Here is a 19565-nt window from a genome sequence, read left to right on the forward strand (position 1 = left end):
AGGTGTAACACAGCCATGAAAATAAGTTGTAGTTCCATTTCGATGATTACGACAATTACAATGAGAGCAATTAATCTTCTTAGATGAAAAATATTCTGTGCCATCTAACGCCACTAAAATTTCTCCATCTAAGTAGAGAAACCTTTCCAAAACTCCCTTTTTCTCTAACCATTGATAGACTTTTTGAAAAGCCATAAAAATAGTAGTAGCTGGCACCGGGTCTAATAAATTTCTTATTTGATTATCACTTGGAATTGTCTCAATTGAAAATAAACTTTCAGCATTATCTTTTCCCTTATTGCTTTTCATTAAGCGTTGATGGTCTAAAAAAGATGGTGACTGAGTAAAAAAGACTGAAAACGCAGCCATCACTGCATCTTCTACCTGATATCTGGTATTATTCCCGGGCTTTCTTTCATCGGGTAAGTCATGTAATGATAACCGTAAAAATTGTATTAATTCAGGAATTTCTATGGTCGCTGCCTTTTGAACCATCTTGGAGTCGTTTGACTAATTAATAATTTTCAATTCACCAATTTTACCAAAGCTCGACAACTATTAATAATTTGTTATTTCCATTGAGTCCTATATTCTCATTCATAGAACTATTTTCCTGAGTTTACCCTTAGTTGTCAGGCAATCCTCTCCAGTTCATTGAGTATTTATACTTATTCAATGGATGCAATTATTTTTTTAACTATCTCCTTTCTCTGAAAAATTAGTTGTTTTGTACTACATTTGGAATTTCAAAATGGGGTTAATACTCTATTTATTTCAAAATGAGAATTGCTGGTTCTAGAGTTTCGTTGTGAGCCTTTTCCTGCTGTTCTAGGAGATTTTCGTAAAGTGCGATCGCTTCTGCAATTACTCGACTAGCTGATTCAACTCGGTTTTCAAAGACTGAGTTAACTACTTCATTTAATTTTTCAAATATTTTATCCATTGACTCATCAAATTTTTGAAATCCTAGTTCAAAAACTTTTCCCTTTATTTTGTCTTTTAGTCCATCAAAATCTAGCATTCCAAAACCAAACGAACCTGCAATTGCAGCAGCTACACTTGCAGCAATTACGGCAATAAAACCAAGTCCTGTAAATACTATTAATCCAGCTGCTAAAGCACCACCTATTCCAACACCACCGCCAAATCCTCCCATACCAGTAAAGTCATCATTTATACCATTAATTGAAATTTTTAGCTGTTTACTAAAATGGTTACTAAAATTAGTTTGTATGTTCTGGTCTAAGCTGTTAAACTCGCCTTGAATTGCATCTAGCTCATAAGCAATATTAGTATCTAAATACTTAAGATTTTCTTGTAAAATTACCTCTTTAAGTTTTGCGCTTCCCCATTGATCTATTTCTGTTGACAAGTCTCTAATAAATTGATTTGTATAATCTCTAATTAGTTTATCTTGGCTAAAGACAGGGCTATGTTCAGAATTCCAATATTGGCTCTTTTGAGCTATGCGATCGCTCAATCCTTCACGCCACTCATCCCAAGATTCAGCAATTTGCTCAAATACTTTGTCTATCAGTTGATCTGACAAGAGACGGATTCTGACATCGCGCCCACTGGCTTCTCCTATTTTTTCCAAAACTTTCTGCTTTTCTGCTTCAGAAATTTGAATTTTTCCATCTAAAGTATCTTCTGATTGATATAGCCCCTCTAAACCTTTTTCGATAACTCTATTTATTTGACTAATAGAGTGCTTAATTTTTACTATTCCACTATCAAACGCCAAAAACTTCTCAATAGACTGGGTAAAATTTTGGAAGGCTTTCAAATAGTCATCTTCAGTTCCCCGCAAAATTGCATCCAGCGCAGCTTGAGCAGAAATAAAATGAACGCGGTTTTCACCTGCAACTATAGGATTTTGACCTTGTACAATTCTTTCGATCCTCTGTTGCACTTGCTCACGTCCCTTTTCGCTACGCACTAAATCTATAAAATTTCCTACTACAAAAAGATTGTTAGCAGGTTGATTTTCTTTACCATCATTTAGTTGAGTTCTCACATCCTGGAGTAAGTCGCGTTCTACCTGAGTTAGAGAATGTGAGGCATTAGTTAGGAATATCACTGCATCCGTATCCTTCAGCAGTTTTTGAGTAATGGCGGTGCGTTCAGGGTGTTCGTTTAATCCTGGAGAATCTACAATTTCTACCCCACTACTGCATAACTCTAAATCAGGATGCTCAAAAACAATTTCATCAATTTCATTATGTGCTAGTTCATCACTCAGACATCCAAGTGCTGCATCTTCTGAAATTGTTGCTTTTAGTTGATATTGTTCAAAAGGAATTTCTTCTTCCCGTCCATCTTTATAACGACAGACTACCCGCTTTTCGATTCCATATTTTAAAACTGTTACCATACCACTACAAGGAATCTCTCTCACAGGTTGAATTTCTTCACCTAGTAAGGCATTAAGTAAGGTTGATTTTCCTTGACTAAACTCGCCTAAAACTGCTAACCTAAATCGCTGAGATTTTACTTTTTGAGATATTTCCTCTATCTCCTCTATCAAAGTGTGAGGCAAGAAACCACGATTGGTACAGTCTTGAATTATCTGAAATAGCTGATAACAACAATTGTCTAATTGTTTACGATATTCTTGAAACTTTTTCAATTCTCCATAAGATACATTTCTATGGGGCTTAGTTATTTTGTGTTTTGGTTTAGTAGGTAGAGCGGCTAACATATCACTTGCAGCCTTAACAAATATAGTATCCAGTTCTTGAAAACGAGCAGGGTTGAGTAAAAAATGTACTTCATCTAAAGCAATAGGCTCCACATTTGTTTGATGAGTAAAGCCAGCCTCTAAAACTACTAAATGTTGTGGTTTAATGCCTAAGTGCTTGGCGACTATCTCCAAATATTTTTTCTCGCGTGAGTCAATTTCGCCATCTACTGCTGACATTTGATAGCCAAAGCCAATTAACAAAAGCTTTTCTGACTCTGAAAGTGGAGCCGCCAAGGATAGTAAGTTATTAATTTGCTTATAAACTTGATTTTCTTTGACTCCCTTAATCATCAAATGTGTCAACTTACGCACATCACTTTCTGGAATACTAAATCCATAAAGCGTTGTCAGTAAACGTTGCTTTTCTGACTCTGCTACTGTGCCATCTACAAATATCACTCCCAGCAGCACCGTGACTAAATTTGCCAGAAATATCACGGGCGGCGTGAGATTCTTTTGAGTCAGCTTTTGCCCGGTAATCTGCGACAATAGCTCAACAGTCTTAGAGCTAACTAGTGAAGTATCCATAAAAATTGTGAGCCAAGAGGTTATCCGTGTTTAGTATGCCCAGATTTAGACAGAATTAATTAATCCGAATAAATACGGTTATATTTGCTTTTTTATACCAGCTATGCTGAAGAAAATTAGCTTTTAGCAACCTATAAATATGCTGTTCCAATTTGCTCCTGCAATTCAAGCTGCTATTGATGCTGGTAAATATTTACAGGTCTTCAGCGATGGAGTACCTTTAAGCATGGCTAGAGATGCAGTTAGCGGGCAGTTTATTGCCCATGCTATTGGTGCTACAGTCAACAACAGCCCTTTATCTCCACTAATAGCAGCTTCTAATCTAGTGATGAGTGGGGCGCAGATGTATCAAACTCAGCAAGGCTTTACATCTGTATTAAATGGCTTACAAACTATACAGACTAGCTTGGGTGTGCTACAAGCAACTACAGCCTTGATTGGTGTGGGAACAGTAGCAGCTGTAGCACTGACAGCAGTCAACCTGCACCAGACACTTAAACTCAGAAAAGAAGTAGAGCAAATGAGGCTGGAAGTCAAAAACGGTTTTATTGACTTGAAACAAGCCTTAAAAGACCAAGGAGTAGAAATTAGACAAATAATCGAACAAGTAGCCCAAGATATCAAATTTGAACAACATCGCATAGCTTTAGTGAGGGCGTATGGAGTGTTTATCCAGGCGATGAACCGCTTCCGTTCAGCGATGCAATTGCAAGATTTCAGCCGGAGAAACGCTGAAATTGATGGTGTCAGGGGAATGTTATTTACCGCTTTAGCAGATTACAGCAATCCGCATCTACTAGAAGAAACCTGTGCAGCCGGTCAATTACGTAGACTCGAATGCGCTTGGGCAATTGAACAGGTGATTGTTGCAACTTATCAGGTACAGAATGAGGTTTCAGCAGTGAGCGATCGCCTCATCCTACTCCAAGATAAAATCTGTAAAGATGCTCTCACTGTGATTAATCGCTGTGAATCACATGATGAGCTTGATTTTCTCTTTCCCGAAATTATCCGCATTAAAAATCATGATTTAGCGGTATTGGATTCGTGGCAAAATCATGTTGATTGGATGCGTTCGCTTCCTTCATCAGATTTAAAACTTTTAAGTAGTGCTGATTTTAATAGTCCAGAGACTCACTACCCCCCAATCAATTTAGCAGAACCGCCAGAACAATTAGTATATGAGAGTTTAGCTGAAAAATCTCATTTCTATTCGCTTCGTGACCAATTGTTATTTCTATTCGAGCCTGAACTACGTCGAGAATACGAATTTTATATTAGTGAACAAGCTGGAATTACTGGTTATAAAACATTAGTTACATCTAATTTACAACAGGCATCAGACCTAACTGTTGGTAATCTTTATTACTACTTTAAAATCAGAGATGAATCGAAAGATGAGACAGAGGTAGTTTTAGCTAACTAAAACAGCTACCGCAATTCTTGAAATAAGTATTTTTGTAAAGTCCGCTTAGGCGGACTTTCTTTGTATATAGCAATCCTATATGAGTTGTGATAAATCTGGATTATGACGAACCGCTAACAGCTAAAAAACGAGTCAAATATAGATTAACCTCTGAAGAATGAAAGTAAAATAAAATTATCCTCCACTTAAACCCCATCATGGCTATCCCAGAACTCGAACAACAACTCCTACAGCTTTCCCCCAACGAGAAACTGTATATTATCCAATTCCTTGCTCAAAGTTTGACTACACACAACACCCACCCAAACCAACCCACCAAACTCTCAGAATTCTTTCGTCAATCTCCTCTGGCTGAACTCACCGAAGAACTCGACCTTAGCCGAAGCTTGACATTGCTAAAAACCCTCATTGAGTCCCTACAACTAGAAACCCAAATTGAAACCTCAGAATATCCCCTGACTAAATTCTATGGATGTATCCAAGATGAAACATTCTTTCGCCATCCTCAAGGACAACAACAAGAACGCGAACCCATCCTGTGAAATTTCTGCTAGATACTAACACTTGCATTATCTATATGCGTGGTAAAAATTTCACCTTAAAGCAGAAACTAGAAACCACTGCTACTAAAGATATTGCTGTTTGCTCAATCGTTAAAGCTGAATTATTTTATGGCGCAATGAAAAGTGCCAACCCAGAACGTAATCTTGCCTTACAGCAAGAATTTTTAGCTCAATTTATATCACTACCGTTTGACGATCTTGCAGCAATGACATTTGGAATGATTCGATCTAAGCTAGAAGCATTAGGCACTCCAATTGGAGCTTATGATTTACAAATTGCTGCCATCGCACTGACAAATAACTTAACCCTTGTTACCCATAATACCAGAGAATTTAAGCGGATTAATAACTTGCTGATTGAAGATTGGGAGACAGATAATTGATATCACTCGAATACTACTGTTCTATTACCATATACTAATACACGATTTTGTAAGTGCGATCGCACCGCTCTTGCTAATACAACTCTCTCCAAATCTTTGCCTTTTCTCACCAAATCATCAACTTCGTCACGGTGGGTAACTCGCACCACATCTTGTTCAATAATTGGGCCTGCATCTAAATCAGCAGTGGCATAATGAGCAGTTGCCCCAATAATTTTCACACCCCGTTCAAAAGCTCGGTGATAAGGGTTTGCTCCGATAAAAGCTGGTAAAAATGAATGATGTATATTAATAATTTGCGGAAATTGACTAATAAAATCTGCACTAACAATCTGCATATATTTCGCCAATACAACTAAATCTATTTTGTATTTGCAGAGTAATTCTAGTTGTTGGGCTTCTTGTTCTGATTTATTATCTTTAGTGATGGGAATGTGCTGAAAGTCAATATTAAATTGTTCTGCAACTATCTTTAAATTAGAATGATTACTAATAATTAAAGGAATTTCAGCAACAAATTCTTTAGCACGTTGTCGCCAAATCAAATCAAATAGACAATGGTCTTGGCGACTTACCCAAATAGCAATGCGTGGTACTGTATCAGAAAAACGTATTTCCCACTTAGCGTCTAAAGGTTGAGCAATGGCATTAAATGCAGGGGCAATAAATTCTCGCGGCAAATTGAACCCCTCTAATTGCCATTCAATGCGCGTGAGGAATAACCCAGCAGCAAAATCTGTGTGCTGATCTGCATGGATAATATTACCACCGTTAGAATAGATGAAATTGGCAAATTTCGCCACCAGTCCCCTTTGATCGGGGCAGGAAATCAGCAATGTTGCTGTCGGATTTGTCATAGTAACTTAGAAAAACTAGTGAGATTTGAAGTAGAGTGGCACAGATGTGCTAACCCATTGTGCGTTACCGAAACATACCACAGAAACCGTAATTGCTTATTTACTATTTGTCGGAGTTGGTAAAGGGGTGCTGAGTCCAGGTAGCTTCTGACTATTATCTACAGGTTGTTTCCACTCTGATAATTCCCGATTTACGGCATTTGCAAAATCTGTAGATACTAACAGCACATTTATATTACCATCAGGTTTAACAGCAGGGTCGGTTTGAGCATACAAGAAACGCCCGTTAAAGTTAGATTTACCCAAAATCAACTGATGGCTTTGTCGGTTTTTCAGGGTGATATTAATAGTTGCTTGGGGTGGATCTAAGGCAAATTCTCCAAGCTGTTTTGCTGGAGTTGATAAAGTTTGCTCGCTATTACCTTTAACCAACAAATCCATTAAATAAGAAACAATAGCGTCATTTGCTGGCCCTGATATCGGAGATTTAATTAACCACTTGGGTCTACTAGAAGATTCAGGGCTACGTTCCAGATTCAGGGTGAGTTTTTTTGTTTTGACTGTTAAAGACTGCACATCATCTTCTGCAAAAGAGAAAATTTTCTGCTTTTGCTCTTTGATTTCTTCTCGCACAGTTGCACCCCGAATTTCATAGAAATAAACAAAACTACCTAAACCTAGCGCTAGCAGTATCAAAATTAAAGTCGTTCGCGGCAATTTCATTTTTTAATCATTTGTCATTTGTCATTTGTCATTGGTAAAGAGTTAATATTTATAACTCCTAACTTTTAACTCACTTCTTACCTTCGTTTCCACCAAATAATAACTGCCGCAGCTAACCCAATTAAGGGTAAAACCAACAGAGATGACAATATTAAAAAATTGCCTTGTGTGGTTGTCAGGATTATCCGCCGATTTTTCGGTTCTTTGGGGCGAATGGAAAGGGGTTGTCGATCTTGTTGACTCAGCCAAGTCACTGAGTTGAGGAATACATCTCCATTTAATTGCTGTTGAAATAAACCATCGGTGGCGAAATCGGAATTTCCTAAAACCACTAACCGGGACTCGGCGGCTGTTTGAGATGAGGGAGTAGGGAGAGATGGGGGAGACGGGGGAGATAAGGGAGTAGGGGAAGCTTTACTTTGAGTCGTTGGTGATGGTGATGGTAACGCTTGCGGAGTCTTGGAGGAAGGGGAAGGAGTAGGGCTAGTCTTGTTTTGAGTGGTTGGTGATGGTAGAGGTGAAGGTGTGGGTGAAGCTTGGGGAGTGGAGGTGGATTTGGGTGTTTGTTTTCTTGTTAAGGCAACACCCAAGGTTAGAGGCCCTTTCATATCTTTACCCTCATTAAACTCCAATTTTTCGCTTTGGAGGTCGCTTTCTGCCCAACTGTTGGGGTAGGGTTTGGTTCGTAGTAGTGGAGTAGCCTGAACACCAGGGACAGAGGTAATTTCTAGTGGTCGGGCAATTGGATAAAAAGAATTACCGTTACCGAAATCTTTGGTAATTGGATGTTGTCCGTATTCTGTTACTAAGGGCGTAGCAGGGCCAAGTCCTATGACGCTTTCGCCAGAGACATCGACTGCTAAACGATTATCCAGACGAACACCCCACTCTTGTAGCAAGCTGTTGAGTTTGGGATCGGTATTAGGATCGATCATCAGCAGTAAATTACCGCCACGATTAAGATATTCTTGCAAAGCTTTGACTTCACCCTCAAATAGTCCTCGTTTGGGGCCAGCTACTATCACTACAGCCGCATCTTGAGGAACTTTTGAGGTTTCTCCTAAATTCAACGGTGATGTTGTGAAATTTTTATCGCCTAATCCCTGAACTGCTTGTGATATTGCATCTTTACCAGGCGAAAGTTGGCGTTCGCCATGACCTTGTAATAAGTAAACTTTGGCTGTGCTTGAATTTGTTAGTTGTTGTAGACGACTAGTTAATCTAATTTCTGATAATCGTTCATTTTCATTTATTGTTTGTACTAATTGCCGTTTATCGCCAGATTCTAAATAAACTTCTCCATAATTTTTGACGCTAAACTTTTCTGCAAGTCCTGGTCTAGTTTCGGGGTTGATGTACTCATATTTAAATTTTGAGCTTTGGCGTTGATAATTTTCTAGTAATTCTCGGTCTTGGGGATTTTGGTTAATATCAAACACCCACACTTTAACAGGCTGTGCTAAAACTCTTACTAATTCACGTGACTGGGGTGCAAGGGTAAATAATTGAGCCTCTGTTAAGTCTGACCGCAAGTGATAGCGAGTTCCCAAAAAGTTAATCAATCCCAAAATTGCTAATACTGCCAGAGTCGCTACTAGGGCATTAGTCCCCGCTTGGGTAGAACGACGGTTCCACCAGTTAGTTTGGTAGCTTTGCCATATTATCCCTAACCCACTGATGACAATTCCTGTAATTAGAAATGCTAATGAAATTAATCCCCACTGTTCAGAGACTAACCCAACTGTTAAGCCGACAGCAATTAGGAACGGGCCTAACAAAAACAGATATTTCCAAAGTTTCTTTTTTGCAACTATTTTCATATTATTTAGACTGAAGTGAGGAGTTAGGAGATGCGATTCATCACGTCTGTACAAAGGAGACGCGATGAATCGCGTCTGTACAAGAGTTAGGAATTATGAGTTTTAACAAAATTTTGGATTATTTTTCAACTCCTCACTCCTAACTTTTAACTCATAACTTATATAACTACTGCCTTTGAAAGCGGAGTGCATCAATTGATTGAGCTGTAAGAAAGATGCCCAAAAAAATGTAACTAGCAAATAAAATTAAGGTGCTGGTATCAAAAATTCCTTGAATTAAGGTGTTGTAATGTTTCAGCAACGACAGATAACCCAAAGCTTCGCCCACTGGGCCAGGGATGATTTTGGCGATTAAATCAATCAATAACAATAATAAGATTACTGCAAAGGTGAGAACGGCAGACAAAATTGTGCTGTCTGTTAATGAAGAAATAAACATTCCTATAGATAAAATTGCTGCTGCTAGTAAGATTAATCCAAAATGACCTAGTAAGGGAATTGAGGGTGTCATTGGTGGATTTGAGCCACTGATAGCGATCGCTTCCAACACTAGCATGGGTACAACCATCGTGGTAAAAAATGTTAGCACGCCTAATAATTTACCTACAGCTACCGCCCAATTGGTGATTGGTGAGGTGGCTAATAATTCTAAAGTGCCGCGCTTACGTTCTTCGGCATAGAGTCCCATTGAAAGTATTGGCAGGATAAACAACAATAGCCACTCTAGGCGCTCTAAAAATAACCGCACAAATTCGTAGGGAACATCTATGGGCGGTACTGGTACTCCCAGTTGTTGCCCTTGTGAATCTATGGCTGCGACTCCTACCAAAATACCATCTGGCCCTAGCAAAATCATCACGAAGAATAATCCTGCGAGGAACCAAAATATACCTGCGATCGCATAAGCCAAAGGTGATACAAAATAACTCTGTAACTCTCGGCGATAAATGGCAATAATATTACTCAGCACTATACCCATTTACGCTGCCTTTCCTTCGTTGTCTGCTGCTAAGTCTACATCAGGATCGATATTCTTTTCTTCTGTGGTCAGTTGCAAAAATACATCTTCTAAGGTGGCATTAACCCGCCGCAGTTCATGTAAACCAAATCCTGCACGTACTAATGTTGTGGCAATATCGCGTCCTGGTTCTTTTCCTGGTTGCGATATCACTCGCAGATAAGCACGGTTTTCCTGGGGTTGATGACCTCCGGCTGTGGGAATTGATTCTATCAAACTCACACCCGCGACTTTTTGCAATACCTGTTTCGCTAGGGCGGCTTCTCCTTCTATTTCCAATTCATACCCGGAACCACCTGTCAACTGAGTCATCAGGTTTTCTGGTGTATTAGTTGCCACCACTTTACCGCGATTGATGATGGCGACGCGGCTACAAGTCATACTCACTTCTGGCAGAATGTGGGTGGAAAGAATAATTGTGTGAGTACCAGCGAGGCTTTTAATTAAATTCCGCACCTCAATTATTTGCCGAGGATCGAGTCCAACGGTAGGTTCATCGAGAATGATTGCTGGGGGATCGTGGACGATCGCTTGAGCAATTCCTACACGTTGGCGGTATCCTTTAGAGAGTTTGCGGATAATTACCTTTCGCTTATCTTCTAAATTACAGCGTTCGATAGCGGCTGTTACCTTATTGGGGCGATCGCCTGGTGGAACTCCCTTAATGCGGGCGACAAAATGCAAAAATCCCTCCACCGTCATCTCTGGATATAACGGCGGTGTTTCCGGTAAATAACCAATTCGTTGGCGCACAGCCAGAGAATTTTCATGGACATCATAACCAGCAATCCGGGCATTACCATTTGTTGCCGGTAAATAACCAGCCAGAATCCTCATGGTTGTGGTTTTTCCAGCGCCATTGGGGCCTAACAACCCTAAAATCTCCCCAGGTTCGACGCTAAAGGTGACATCAGTAATCGCTGGGGTAGAGCCGTATATTTTACTCAGATGTTCAACTTCAATCATCCGTATAGTGGCGATCGCAATTTATAGAATACCCAACAATCTTAGATCACGATATTGGGTATGGGTGACTGGCACTAAGATTAGCCGATAATGGGTAAAGTTCCTGAAAAACCTCTTTGTGTCAAAATAATTGATAATTCATAATTGAATATGTATCAATACGGTTCAGTTAGCGCTAAAAACTTTCAGGACTTATGCAAAAACTCTCTGAAACTCTTATTCCTTTGTGTCCTTCTCTGACGAGACGCTGCGCGAATGCGCCCTTTGTGGTTCGTTTTTTCTTAATTTTGGGTAAGTCTTGTCCTTAACTGAACCGTATTGCTATATAGGCAACAGATACTTCAAAGTCGTATTGAGGTACTCCAAAGTCGTGTTGAAGTACTTCAAAGTCGTGTTGAAGTACTTCAAAGTCGTGTTGAGGTACTTCAAAGTCGTATTGAGGTACTCCAAAGTCGTGTTGAGGTACTTCAAAGTCGTATTGAGGTACTTCAAAGTCGTATTGAGGTACTTCAAAGTCGTGTTGAAGTACTTCAAAGTCGTGTTGAAGTACTTCAAAGTCGTGTTGAGGTACTTCAAAGTCGTGTTGAGGTACTCCAAACTTTGTCGCACCGCAATCAAATACACAAGTGCGTAGGCGTAGCCCGCCGTAGGCATCGCTTTCATAAATCTGCACCGCCTATGCTTGACTTTTAAAACAGTCGCTTGCATTTTTCGTCAACTACTTCTACTGGACTAGCGCTCTAAAAGGTAAAAGTAGTGCGAAGTGCGCCTACAATTGCTGTGTCATTAGTACTAAATCCTTCCGGGCTGAAGATGAAATATACACCAGGGGTAATAGAGATATTGTCATTCACCCGATAGTTATAAAACGTTTCTAAATGGTAGGGAGTCGCGTCTTCTGGACGTGAAGCAAGTCCGGCTACAGACTGAAGTTGTAAGCTTGGAGTCCAACAATCAACAAATCACTGCCGTTAAAGCTGCTGGTAAGATTGAGCCTAACGCGATTATTAAAGGCTAATTTAGCATCTTGGCTACCTGGTTCTCCACCTGTCGCTGTGGATAAAGAAAAAATCGCTTCGCCATTAAGTTTAGTTGTGGTAGAAAACTTCAATAATGAGTTTATTGTCAGCCACAACAATGGCATTGTCAGGCCAAACAATCGCATTGTCAGTCACAACAATGGCATTGTTAACCGAAACAATCGCATTGCAAGTCTAAAAGACTTGTGTGTATACCGTAGCTTTACAAAGAAAGAGGTTTTTTAGCCAAGAGTGAAAAGTCAGATTAATAATAGCTGCCAGATTTACGATGCTCTAAAGCAGTGACACCATCATTTTCCAACACTTCACCGTGATCGATGACGGCATAAATTAACCATCGATCGCCACATTCAAGCTGATTTTGCACTGTACATTCTAAATAGGCTAATGCCTCATTCAAAATCAAACAACCATTAAGAGCAGTTTTTGTGTCAAGATTTGCAAAGGGATTATCTCCTAAAGTGCTATGACGAGAAAAATAGCGTCGGACATTTCTTCCTTCTTTAAGGATATTCAGCACAAATTTATCACCAGGATGATGCATTAAATCTGCATTTTGCTCGTTAGCGATCGCAATCATAATTCCTGGCGGGTTAAAAGTTGCCTGAGATACCCAAGAAGTTAAAACACCTTTGTGAGTTTCTTCATCACGAGTTGTTACAACACACAAAGAACCAATGATCCGCCCCACAGCTTGTTCGGTACGATCTATATGTGCTTCTGTCACAACCTGGCGGGAAGTACGCAGTTTTTTAGTTTTCTTCAAATTTTGAGCAAAGCAAGCACCTGCTTGTTGACACTGCTGGAGAATCTCAGGAGTCGGACTAAAACGCACCCGAATTGTTTCAAACCCTAGTTGATAATTAGCATCTTTCAGCTTGCTTTCTAATAAATCAATTGCTTCTCCACTCCAACCGTAAGAACCAAACACCCCTGCTAACTTAGTTTTAGCCGTTACCGAAAGGACTATTCCTAAAGCTGTTTGAATTTGAGTCGGTGCATGGCCGCCTAAAGTGGGTGAACCGATAATCAAGCCATCGCAGGTTTCAACAATGCGGGTAATTTCTGCTGAATCTGTTAATTCACAGTTGATTGATTCTACATTAATTCCATTTTGAATCAAACCTTGAGCGATCGCATTTGCCAAAATTGCTGTATTTCCATAAGCAGAAGCATAGAGCAAAGCCACACTCAATTCTTGAGATTTTTGCCCTTGACACCATTGGCGGTAATCATAAGTAAAACGACTAAGGCTGTAACGAACAACTGGGCCATGTGCTGGGGCGTAACATCTGGCTTCTAAAAGCGATATTTTATCTAATGCTGCTTCAACTTGTTTGGCTTGGGGCGCATGGAGACATTCAAAATAGTAACGACGTTCCGCGTCTAACCCCTTCCAATCTTCATCAAATAAGGTATCTTCACAAATATGAGCGCCAAAAAGTTTGTCTGTGTAGAGAATTTTAGTTGCGGGATCGTAAGTACAAAGTCCATCCGCCCACCGGGGAGTCGGTACGGTGATAAATGATAAAAGATGTCCTTGTCCTAAATCTAGAGTATCTTGCGATCGCATCGCTTGAATAGGTGATTCAAATTCGGGAAAAGCAGTTTTGAGAGCATTAGCGGCGGGGCGAGAACAAATTAGAGTAGCTTGAGGAACCAGAGAGAGTAATACTTGCAAGGTTGCTCTCCGGTTCGGGTTGACATGACTGAGAACAATGTAATCTAGGGTGATGAAATCTAGATTTTGTGCAAGTTGCTCAAGGTAAATTTCGGTAAAAGATTCGCCGGGGGGGTCAATTAAAACCTTTTTATCAGCTTGAATCAGATAAGAATTCGCTGTAGTCCCCCGTTGGCGGGAATATTCCACCTCAAATTTTAATCTATCCCAAGTCCGCGATCGCAGAATCAGAGTATTTTTACCAATTTCAGCAACTTGTACATCTCTGCTATGGTTGGGAGTTAATGTGACAGCAGACATAATAACCTCTCTTAATTGGGCATGGGGCATTGGGCATTGGGCATGGGTTATTCTCCTTTTCTTGTCTCTCCCTAAGCTAAAAACCTTTTAATTTGTATCCTCAAAAAAATGAATCTCTTGTGGGGTGGGCATCTTGCCCGCCCTAGTTGTGCAAATTAAATGCGCGACAGCTTACTCCCTATTTTTAATGAGTATTGTTTTCTATTAATTCAGACTTGGCTCGGCTTCTATAGCGTTTAGATACTTCATGTTCGGGATCGATACCTTCAAAGGTAGGGGGTAGCCAAACTCGGAGGAACAATAGTATTCCCAGCACTAATAAAAAGGCACAAGTTGCTAAAACTTGACTCCAACTTGTTTCTAGAACACCTTTAACAATGACTTCTCGCAAGGCAGAAACGATAGAAACTTCTACAGCTACTCCAATAGATACTCGATGTTCCTGTAGGTAAATAATCAGCAGTCGGAATAGCTCAACTAAGATAAGTAAAAAGAGAATATCGGCAGTCACAGCATGAAAATCTAAAGGTGGAAGCAAAGAAAGAAACATATCTTTCACCTGAAGCACCATGAAGCTAAATAAACCGATACACAAAGAAATTACAATTAAATCTTGGATAAATTCTAAGCTTCGGACAACGCGCCCACGATTGATTTCGTACATAGTAATCGGAGTGTTTTCAGCAGATTTATACATAGTTTTCTGGGAGTTTGTAGAGACGCGATGAATTGCGTCTGTGGGAAGCAGGGTAAATAAGGGAGACAATGGGACAAGGAGAATGACAAATGACAAATGACAAATAACTATTTAATAATGATTGCCAATTTTGCGGTGATGGGCGGCGGTAAGTGCATGTAGTTTGGCAACTCTTCCAGTCTGGACTGTGCTATAAATTACCCAATGATCTCCACAATCCATACGGCTAGTGATTTCACATTCCATGTAAGCTAAAGCTTCAGCTAAAACGGGCGATTCATTTTTTGCTGGATATATTTTCACTCCAGCAAATCTATCTGCACCAGGAGCAAAACGCTTAAGAAAGTGTTTCATTAATCCTTGATATTTGCCTTCTTCTAAAACGTTTAAAACGAAGCGATCGCCAACGTGCATTAAAGATTCAATTGCCCGATCTTTGGATACTGCGATCGCTACTCCTAAAGGCTCAAGACTCGCCTGTGTCACCCAAGAAGCAAACATCGCACTCTGAATTTCTCCTTTTTTGGCGGTGATAATATACAATCCTGTACTAATCCGCCCTAAAGCTTTTTCTAGCTCGCTATTGATAGATTTGATTTGTTTTATGGTGCGATCGCGGGTTAACCATTGTCCCATATCCGTTCCCGCCTCATCACAAAGTTGTTCTGTTGCTTGGGTAGGAATTTCTTTAACTAAAATAGGCGGAAAGGCTTCAATTAATCCCAGTTCTTGAAACTTATTTCTTAAGGGATAAATCGGTTCATCTTCTCCCCCTCCTGACTCTAATAAACCAATTGCCTGTTTCTTGTGAACGGCAGCTAAAATTGTACTTAAAGCAGCTTGAGCGATCGCTGAAGATTGGGCTACCATTCCAATTACTAAACCAGAAGCTTGTGCAACTAATTCTCGAACTTCTTGAGGCTCGGCACTATTAAGGTCTACTAATTCTACTGCTACACCTACTTTCGCACATCCATGAGCTATAGTACGGACTAAATGCTCACTATAGCCGTAATCTCCAACATAAAATAGAGCCACTAATGTCTCTGTTTTTGCTTGTTCTAAACTCCAGTTTTGATAATGTTCCAGCCATTGGGAGATATAGTTTTGTAATAAAGGGCCATGTCCGGTAGCAACGGTGACTATTTCTAACTTTTCAATCCGCTTTAAAGCTGCTAAAACAGACCGGGCATTCGGTCCCATGAGACAATCATAGTAATATTTAAAATCCTCCTCTATTAAAGTAATATTTTCATCATAGGTATGGTCATCACAGTAGTGCATTCCAAACACATCACAGGTGTAGAGAGTGGAAGTTTTGTGATCATAAGTCAAGATTGTGTCAGGCCAATGTAAGTTAGGTGCAGAGATAAATTCTAATTCGTGTCCGTTGCCTAAATCTAATCGCTCTCCACTTTTCACCTGCATTGATTTAAAAGGCTGGTGAACCATATTTTCTAGAAATTGAATAGCTACCTTAGCACCGACAATAGTAATAGAAGGAGCTAATTCTAAAATATTTTTTACTAATCCACTGTGGTCTGGTTCCGTGTGGCTAATAATTAAGTAATCTATTTTAGTTGGATCAATTAATCCCGCCACTATCTCAAGATATAGCTCCTCAAACTTGCGGTGAGATGTGTCAACTAAGGCAACTTTTTCTCCCTGAATTAAAAAAGAATTATAGGTTGTACCATTGCGTAAACCAAATTCGATATCAAAACGTTCTCTATCCCAGTCCAGACAACGAATAGCTGTAGTTTGAGGAGCAATTTCAACAGTTTGAATCGTCAAACGTCCTGGATTGGGAATAACTTGAGTAAGCTGTGTGAGTGCAACCATTTATTTTCTCCAAAAAAATATTGTCTGGAGCGAGTGTTATGTTCCTTATCTTTACCTGAAAAACTCAATTAGTAAAATGCCAATTTCTAAAGATAATCATCAGAAAGATTTATTGCTCATTTTGATTGACTTACCATTGAATTACTCGATGTTTATCATTACTTTTATGTTCAATAATGAACGTGAGAGAATCTAAATTCTAAGTTAGAATGTTTACGCATGTCGTTAATCTTTTTTCCTCCTCCTCTACAACAAATCAATAGCGAAATTGCCCATCACGCAGGTGTTGATCTGTATGTGCTGCGCCTGGATCTCATGCACCCGTGGGTTAACGGCAACAAGTGGTTTAAGCTGAAATACAATCTTTTGGAGGCAAAGGAGAAAAATTTCACCACGCTGCTAACCTTTGGCGGCGCTTATTCTAATCACATCTATGCAACTGCGGCGGCTGGTAATCTTTTCGGTTTTCGCACCATCGGCGTAATTCGTGGAGAGGAGAAGCTACCATTAAACCCGACGCTGAGTTTTGCTGTACAGCAGGGTATGCAACTTGTGTATCTGAACCGCGAAATGTATCGACAACGCAACACACCAGCGTTAGAGGAATATCTGCAACAAAGTTTCGGTGAAGTGTTTATCATTCCCGAAGGTGGGAGTAATTTAAATGGTGTGCGCGGCTGCACAGAAATAGTTGATAATGCGATGCCTACGGCTGGCTACGCATTCGATCATATATGCGTAGCTTGTGGTACAGCTACCACACTGGTGGGTATTGCGCTTTCTTTGCATCAAAAACAAAGAGCGATCGCTTTTCCGGTATTAAAAAATGGTGCATTTCTAGCACAAGAAATCGAAAGTTTGTTGACAAATTACCTCACCTCTGATTTACCCACACCATATAATTCTCCAGCTTCCTGGGAATTGGTATGTGATTATCACTTTGGCGGCTATGCAAAAGTGAACGATGAGTTGTTACTGTTCAGCCAGCAGTTCACACAGGAACATGGCGTACCCCTCGATTACGTATATACCGCCAAAATGTTTTACGGAGTGATGGATTTATTACAGCAGGGATTTTTTTGTAAAGGCGATCGCTTGTTGTTGGTACATACAGGCGGCTTACAGGGCAATGCCGGGATAGAGGAACGTTTTCAAAGGGTTGCTAAAATTTAAGAGACATAGCATTACCGTTTATTTTGTAAACTTTGAATGGTAGCGATCGCATGCTTCGCCACAATATCAATCTCCTCTTGGGTATTAAATCTGCCAATACCAAACCGCACTGAGGCATAAGCTAACTTTTCTGAATGTCCCAATGCTGTGAGAACATGGGAAGGTGCAGTATTTGTTGACGAGCAAGCAGAACCAGAAGATATGGCCATTACTGGCTGCAATCCTAGCAAAAGTGCGGCTCCATCCACTCCCTCAACACTGATATTCAAGTTTCCCGCCAATCGCTGTTGAGGATGTCCGTTGAGATGAATTCCTTCAACTTGCGAAAGCTGTTCCCACAATCTTTGTCTTAACTGGGTGAGGCGTTGGGTTTCTGTTGCTTGTTCAGCCAAAGCGATTTCTACAGCTTTCCCAAAGCCGACAATTTGCGGTGTATACAATGTACCAGAACGCATCCCCCGCTCATGTCCGCCGCCGTGCTGCTGGGGAGACAGTTTTACTCTGGGGTTACGTCTGCGGACGTACAGCGCTCCAATGCCTTTGGGGCCATATACTTTATGTCCTGTTAATGACATCAAGTCAATTTTCATCGCTTGCACATCTAAGGGAATTTTACCAATAGCTTGAGCAGCATCGGTATGGAATATAATATTATGCTCATGGCAAATTTCCCCAATTTCTGCTAAAGGTTGTAAAACACCAATTTCGTTATTTGCAGCCATCACCGATACCAAAATTGTCTCAGGACGTAAAGCTTTTTTTAACTCAGTTAAATCAATCAATCCATCTTTTTGGACAGGAAGAATAGTAATTTCAAAACCGAGACTTTTTAAATAATTACAAGGGTCAATAACTGCGCTATGTTCAGTTGCAACAGTAATAATATGCTGACCCTTTTTAAAATAAGCTTCCGCAACACCTTTAATAGCTAAATTATTCGCTTCTGTTGCACCACTAGTAAAAACAATTTCTTCTGGTGTGGCGTTGATTGCTGCTGCTAAAATTTCTCGTGTTTGCTTGACAGCAGCTTCAGCTTCCCAACCATAAACGTGACTAATACTTGCGGGATTGCCAAATCTTTCTGTGAAGTAGGGGATCATTGCTGCTACTACCCGTTCGTCTACGGCTGTAGTAGCGTGACAATCAAGGTATATAGGACGAATAGACATAATTATTAACTCAAACTTTGACTCAAATTTTTTAATACACTTAGAACCTGATACAGTTCACTTTCTCGTTTCAAAAGTGTAAATTGGTCGGATACAGCATACTTTGGCTGATTTTCTTTGGTAAGTTTCAAAAAAATAAAATCACTACCATTTGTTACTAATCCAAAAGTAGGTTTGTCTTGACTAGGATTAGCCAGCATATAAACAAGTGCTTGAGGTATGACTTCTAAAATAGAAAAGCTAGACCTTTTAGATTCAATTACTAACAACCAGAATTGTTCTTGAATAACTAAAACATCAATTCTACCTCTAATAATTTCTCCTTCATCTTCTGCTGAAATTTCTATTGATTGTTCGCCTCTCATATAAAAAGGCTCATCATAAAATCCAGCTAAATTGAGTAAAGGAGATAAGACTACTAGTTTTACAGTTTCTTCTGACAAAGGGGGACGTTTGACCAAACGGAGAAAATGAAGTTTTATTTTGTCTAAATCTCGCTTTTCTAAATCTGTAATTTCCGGTAAATTTTCAAACCATTCTGTGAAAAATGCCTCATCTTCGGCCATCTGTAGGCTAAATCTTTCTTCCAAATAGGCAAGCCCGACATTTTGTGCTTGGATAAATTGAACCATAATT

Annotated in this window: 16 protein-coding genes and 3 pseudogenes; 4 read left to right on the plus strand and 15 right to left on the minus strand. The window is 39.8% G+C overall.

What is annotated here, in order from left to right; genetic code table 11:
• Both HWQ37_RS15790 and HWQ37_RS15795 read right to left on the minus strand, forming a co-directional pair.
• A pseudogene (locus HWQ37_RS15790) lies at nt 1-495 on the minus strand (ISNCY family transposase); the annotation flags it as partial.
• 274 nt (nt 496-769) lie between these two features.
• The gene (locus tag HWQ37_RS15795; RefSeq protein ID WP_292748561.1) at nt 770-3271 is read right to left on the minus strand and encodes a dynamin family protein; all 2502 of its coding nucleotides are present in this window, start codon (nt 3269-3271) and stop codon (nt 770-772) included.
• Between the two features lie 139 nt (nt 3272-3410).
• Here HWQ37_RS15795 and HWQ37_RS15800 point away from each other — a divergent pair, with 139 nt between their 5' ends.
• The 3 genes from HWQ37_RS15800 to vapC all read left to right on the plus strand — a co-directional run bounded on the left by HWQ37_RS15800 (nt 3411) and on the right by vapC (nt 5643).
• Nucleotides 3411-4697 carry a hypothetical protein gene (locus HWQ37_RS15800; protein WP_292748562.1) on the plus strand — a complete coding sequence of 429 codons (1287 nt, stop codon included), beginning with the start codon at nt 3411-3413 and terminating at the stop codon, nt 4695-4697.
• Between the two features lie 197 nt (nt 4698-4894).
• Nucleotides 4895-5239 (plus strand): hypothetical protein, encoded by a 345-nt coding sequence (locus HWQ37_RS15805; RefSeq protein WP_292748564.1) that lies wholly within the window; start codon nt 4895-4897, stop codon nt 5237-5239.
• Entirely contained in the window at nt 5236-5643 is a 408-nt protein-coding gene (vapC, locus tag HWQ37_RS15810; protein WP_292748565.1) for a type II toxin-antitoxin system tRNA(fMet)-specific endonuclease VapC, read from the plus strand. Before HWQ37_RS15805 ends, vapC begins: the two co-directional genes overlap by 4 nt.
• Nucleotides 5644-5645: 2 nt before the next feature.
• Here vapC and purU read toward each other — a convergent pair whose 3' ends face one another.
• The 11 genes and pseudogenes from purU to HWQ37_RS15865 form a co-directional block, all read right to left on the minus strand.
• Nucleotides 5646-6500 carry a formyltetrahydrofolate deformylase gene (gene purU, locus HWQ37_RS15815; protein ID WP_292748566.1) on the minus strand — a complete coding sequence of 285 codons (855 nt, stop codon included), beginning with the start codon at nt 6498-6500 and terminating at the stop codon, nt 5646-5648.
• 96 nt (nt 6501-6596) lie between these two features.
• On the minus strand, nt 6597-7223 hold the full coding sequence (locus tag HWQ37_RS15820; protein ID WP_292748567.1) for a DUF4340 domain-containing protein: 627 nt from the start codon (nt 7221-7223) through the stop codon (nt 6597-6599).
• A 77-nt stretch (nt 7224-7300) separates the two neighbouring features.
• A complete protein-coding gene (locus HWQ37_RS15825; protein WP_292748568.1) occupies nt 7301-9043 on the minus strand; it encodes a GldG family protein in 1743 nt (580 codons plus the stop codon).
• A gap of 166 nt (nt 9044-9209) precedes the next feature.
• Complete coding sequence (locus HWQ37_RS15830) at nt 9210-10022, minus strand: ABC transporter permease (RefSeq protein ID WP_292748569.1); 813 nt, start codon at nt 10020-10022, stop codon at nt 9210-9212.
• Entirely contained in the window at nt 10023-11027 is a 1005-nt protein-coding gene (locus HWQ37_RS15835) for an ABC transporter ATP-binding protein (RefSeq protein ID WP_292748570.1), read from the minus strand.
• 304 nt (nt 11028-11331) lie between these two features.
• Nucleotides 11332-11700 (minus strand): hypothetical protein, encoded by a 369-nt coding sequence (locus HWQ37_RS15840; protein WP_292748571.1) that lies wholly within the window; start codon nt 11698-11700, stop codon nt 11332-11334.
• Between the two features lie 67 nt (nt 11701-11767).
• A pseudogene (locus HWQ37_RS15845) lies at nt 11768-11890 on the minus strand (carbohydrate porin); the annotation flags it as partial.
• Between the two features lie 65 nt (nt 11891-11955).
• Nucleotides 11956-12135, minus strand: a pseudogene (locus HWQ37_RS15850) (iron uptake porin); the annotation flags it as partial.
• Nucleotides 12136-12311: 176 nt separating this feature from the next.
• Nucleotides 12312-14048, minus strand: coding sequence for a diflavin flavoprotein (locus tag HWQ37_RS15855; protein WP_292748573.1), 1737 nt, complete (start codon nt 14046-14048; stop codon nt 12312-12314).
• 184 nt (nt 14049-14232) lie between these two features.
• On the minus strand, nt 14233-14745 hold the full coding sequence (locus tag HWQ37_RS15860) for a phosphate-starvation-inducible PsiE family protein (protein WP_292748574.1): 513 nt from the start codon (nt 14743-14745) through the stop codon (nt 14233-14235).
• Nucleotides 14746-14856: 111 nt separating this feature from the next.
• On the minus strand, nt 14857-16587 hold the full coding sequence (locus HWQ37_RS15865; protein WP_292748575.1) for a diflavin flavoprotein: 1731 nt from the start codon (nt 16585-16587) through the stop codon (nt 14857-14859).
• Nucleotides 16588-16806: 219 nt separating this feature from the next.
• Between HWQ37_RS15865 and HWQ37_RS15870 the strand changes: the two genes are divergently transcribed.
• Complete coding sequence (locus HWQ37_RS15870) at nt 16807-17760, plus strand: 1-aminocyclopropane-1-carboxylate deaminase/D-cysteine desulfhydrase (RefSeq protein ID WP_292748576.1); 954 nt, start codon at nt 16807-16809, stop codon at nt 17758-17760.
• An 11-nt stretch (nt 17761-17771) separates the two neighbouring features.
• Here the strand turns inward: HWQ37_RS15870 and HWQ37_RS15875 are convergent, their stop codons facing one another.
• Complete coding sequence (locus HWQ37_RS15875; RefSeq protein WP_292748577.1) at nt 17772-18929, minus strand: cysteine desulfurase family protein; 1158 nt, start codon at nt 18927-18929, stop codon at nt 17772-17774.
• 5 nt (nt 18930-18934) lie between these two features.
• Nucleotides 18935-19561 (minus strand): restriction endonuclease subunit R, encoded by a 627-nt coding sequence (locus HWQ37_RS15880; protein ID WP_292748578.1) that lies wholly within the window; start codon nt 19559-19561, stop codon nt 18935-18937.
• Nucleotides 19562-19565 lie beyond the last annotated feature (4 nt).

Origin of the sequence: Nostoc sp. NMS4 (genome assembly GCF_017115095.1) — a bacterium.
GTDB lineage: Bacteria > Cyanobacteriota > Cyanobacteriia > Cyanobacteriales > Nostocaceae > Nostoc.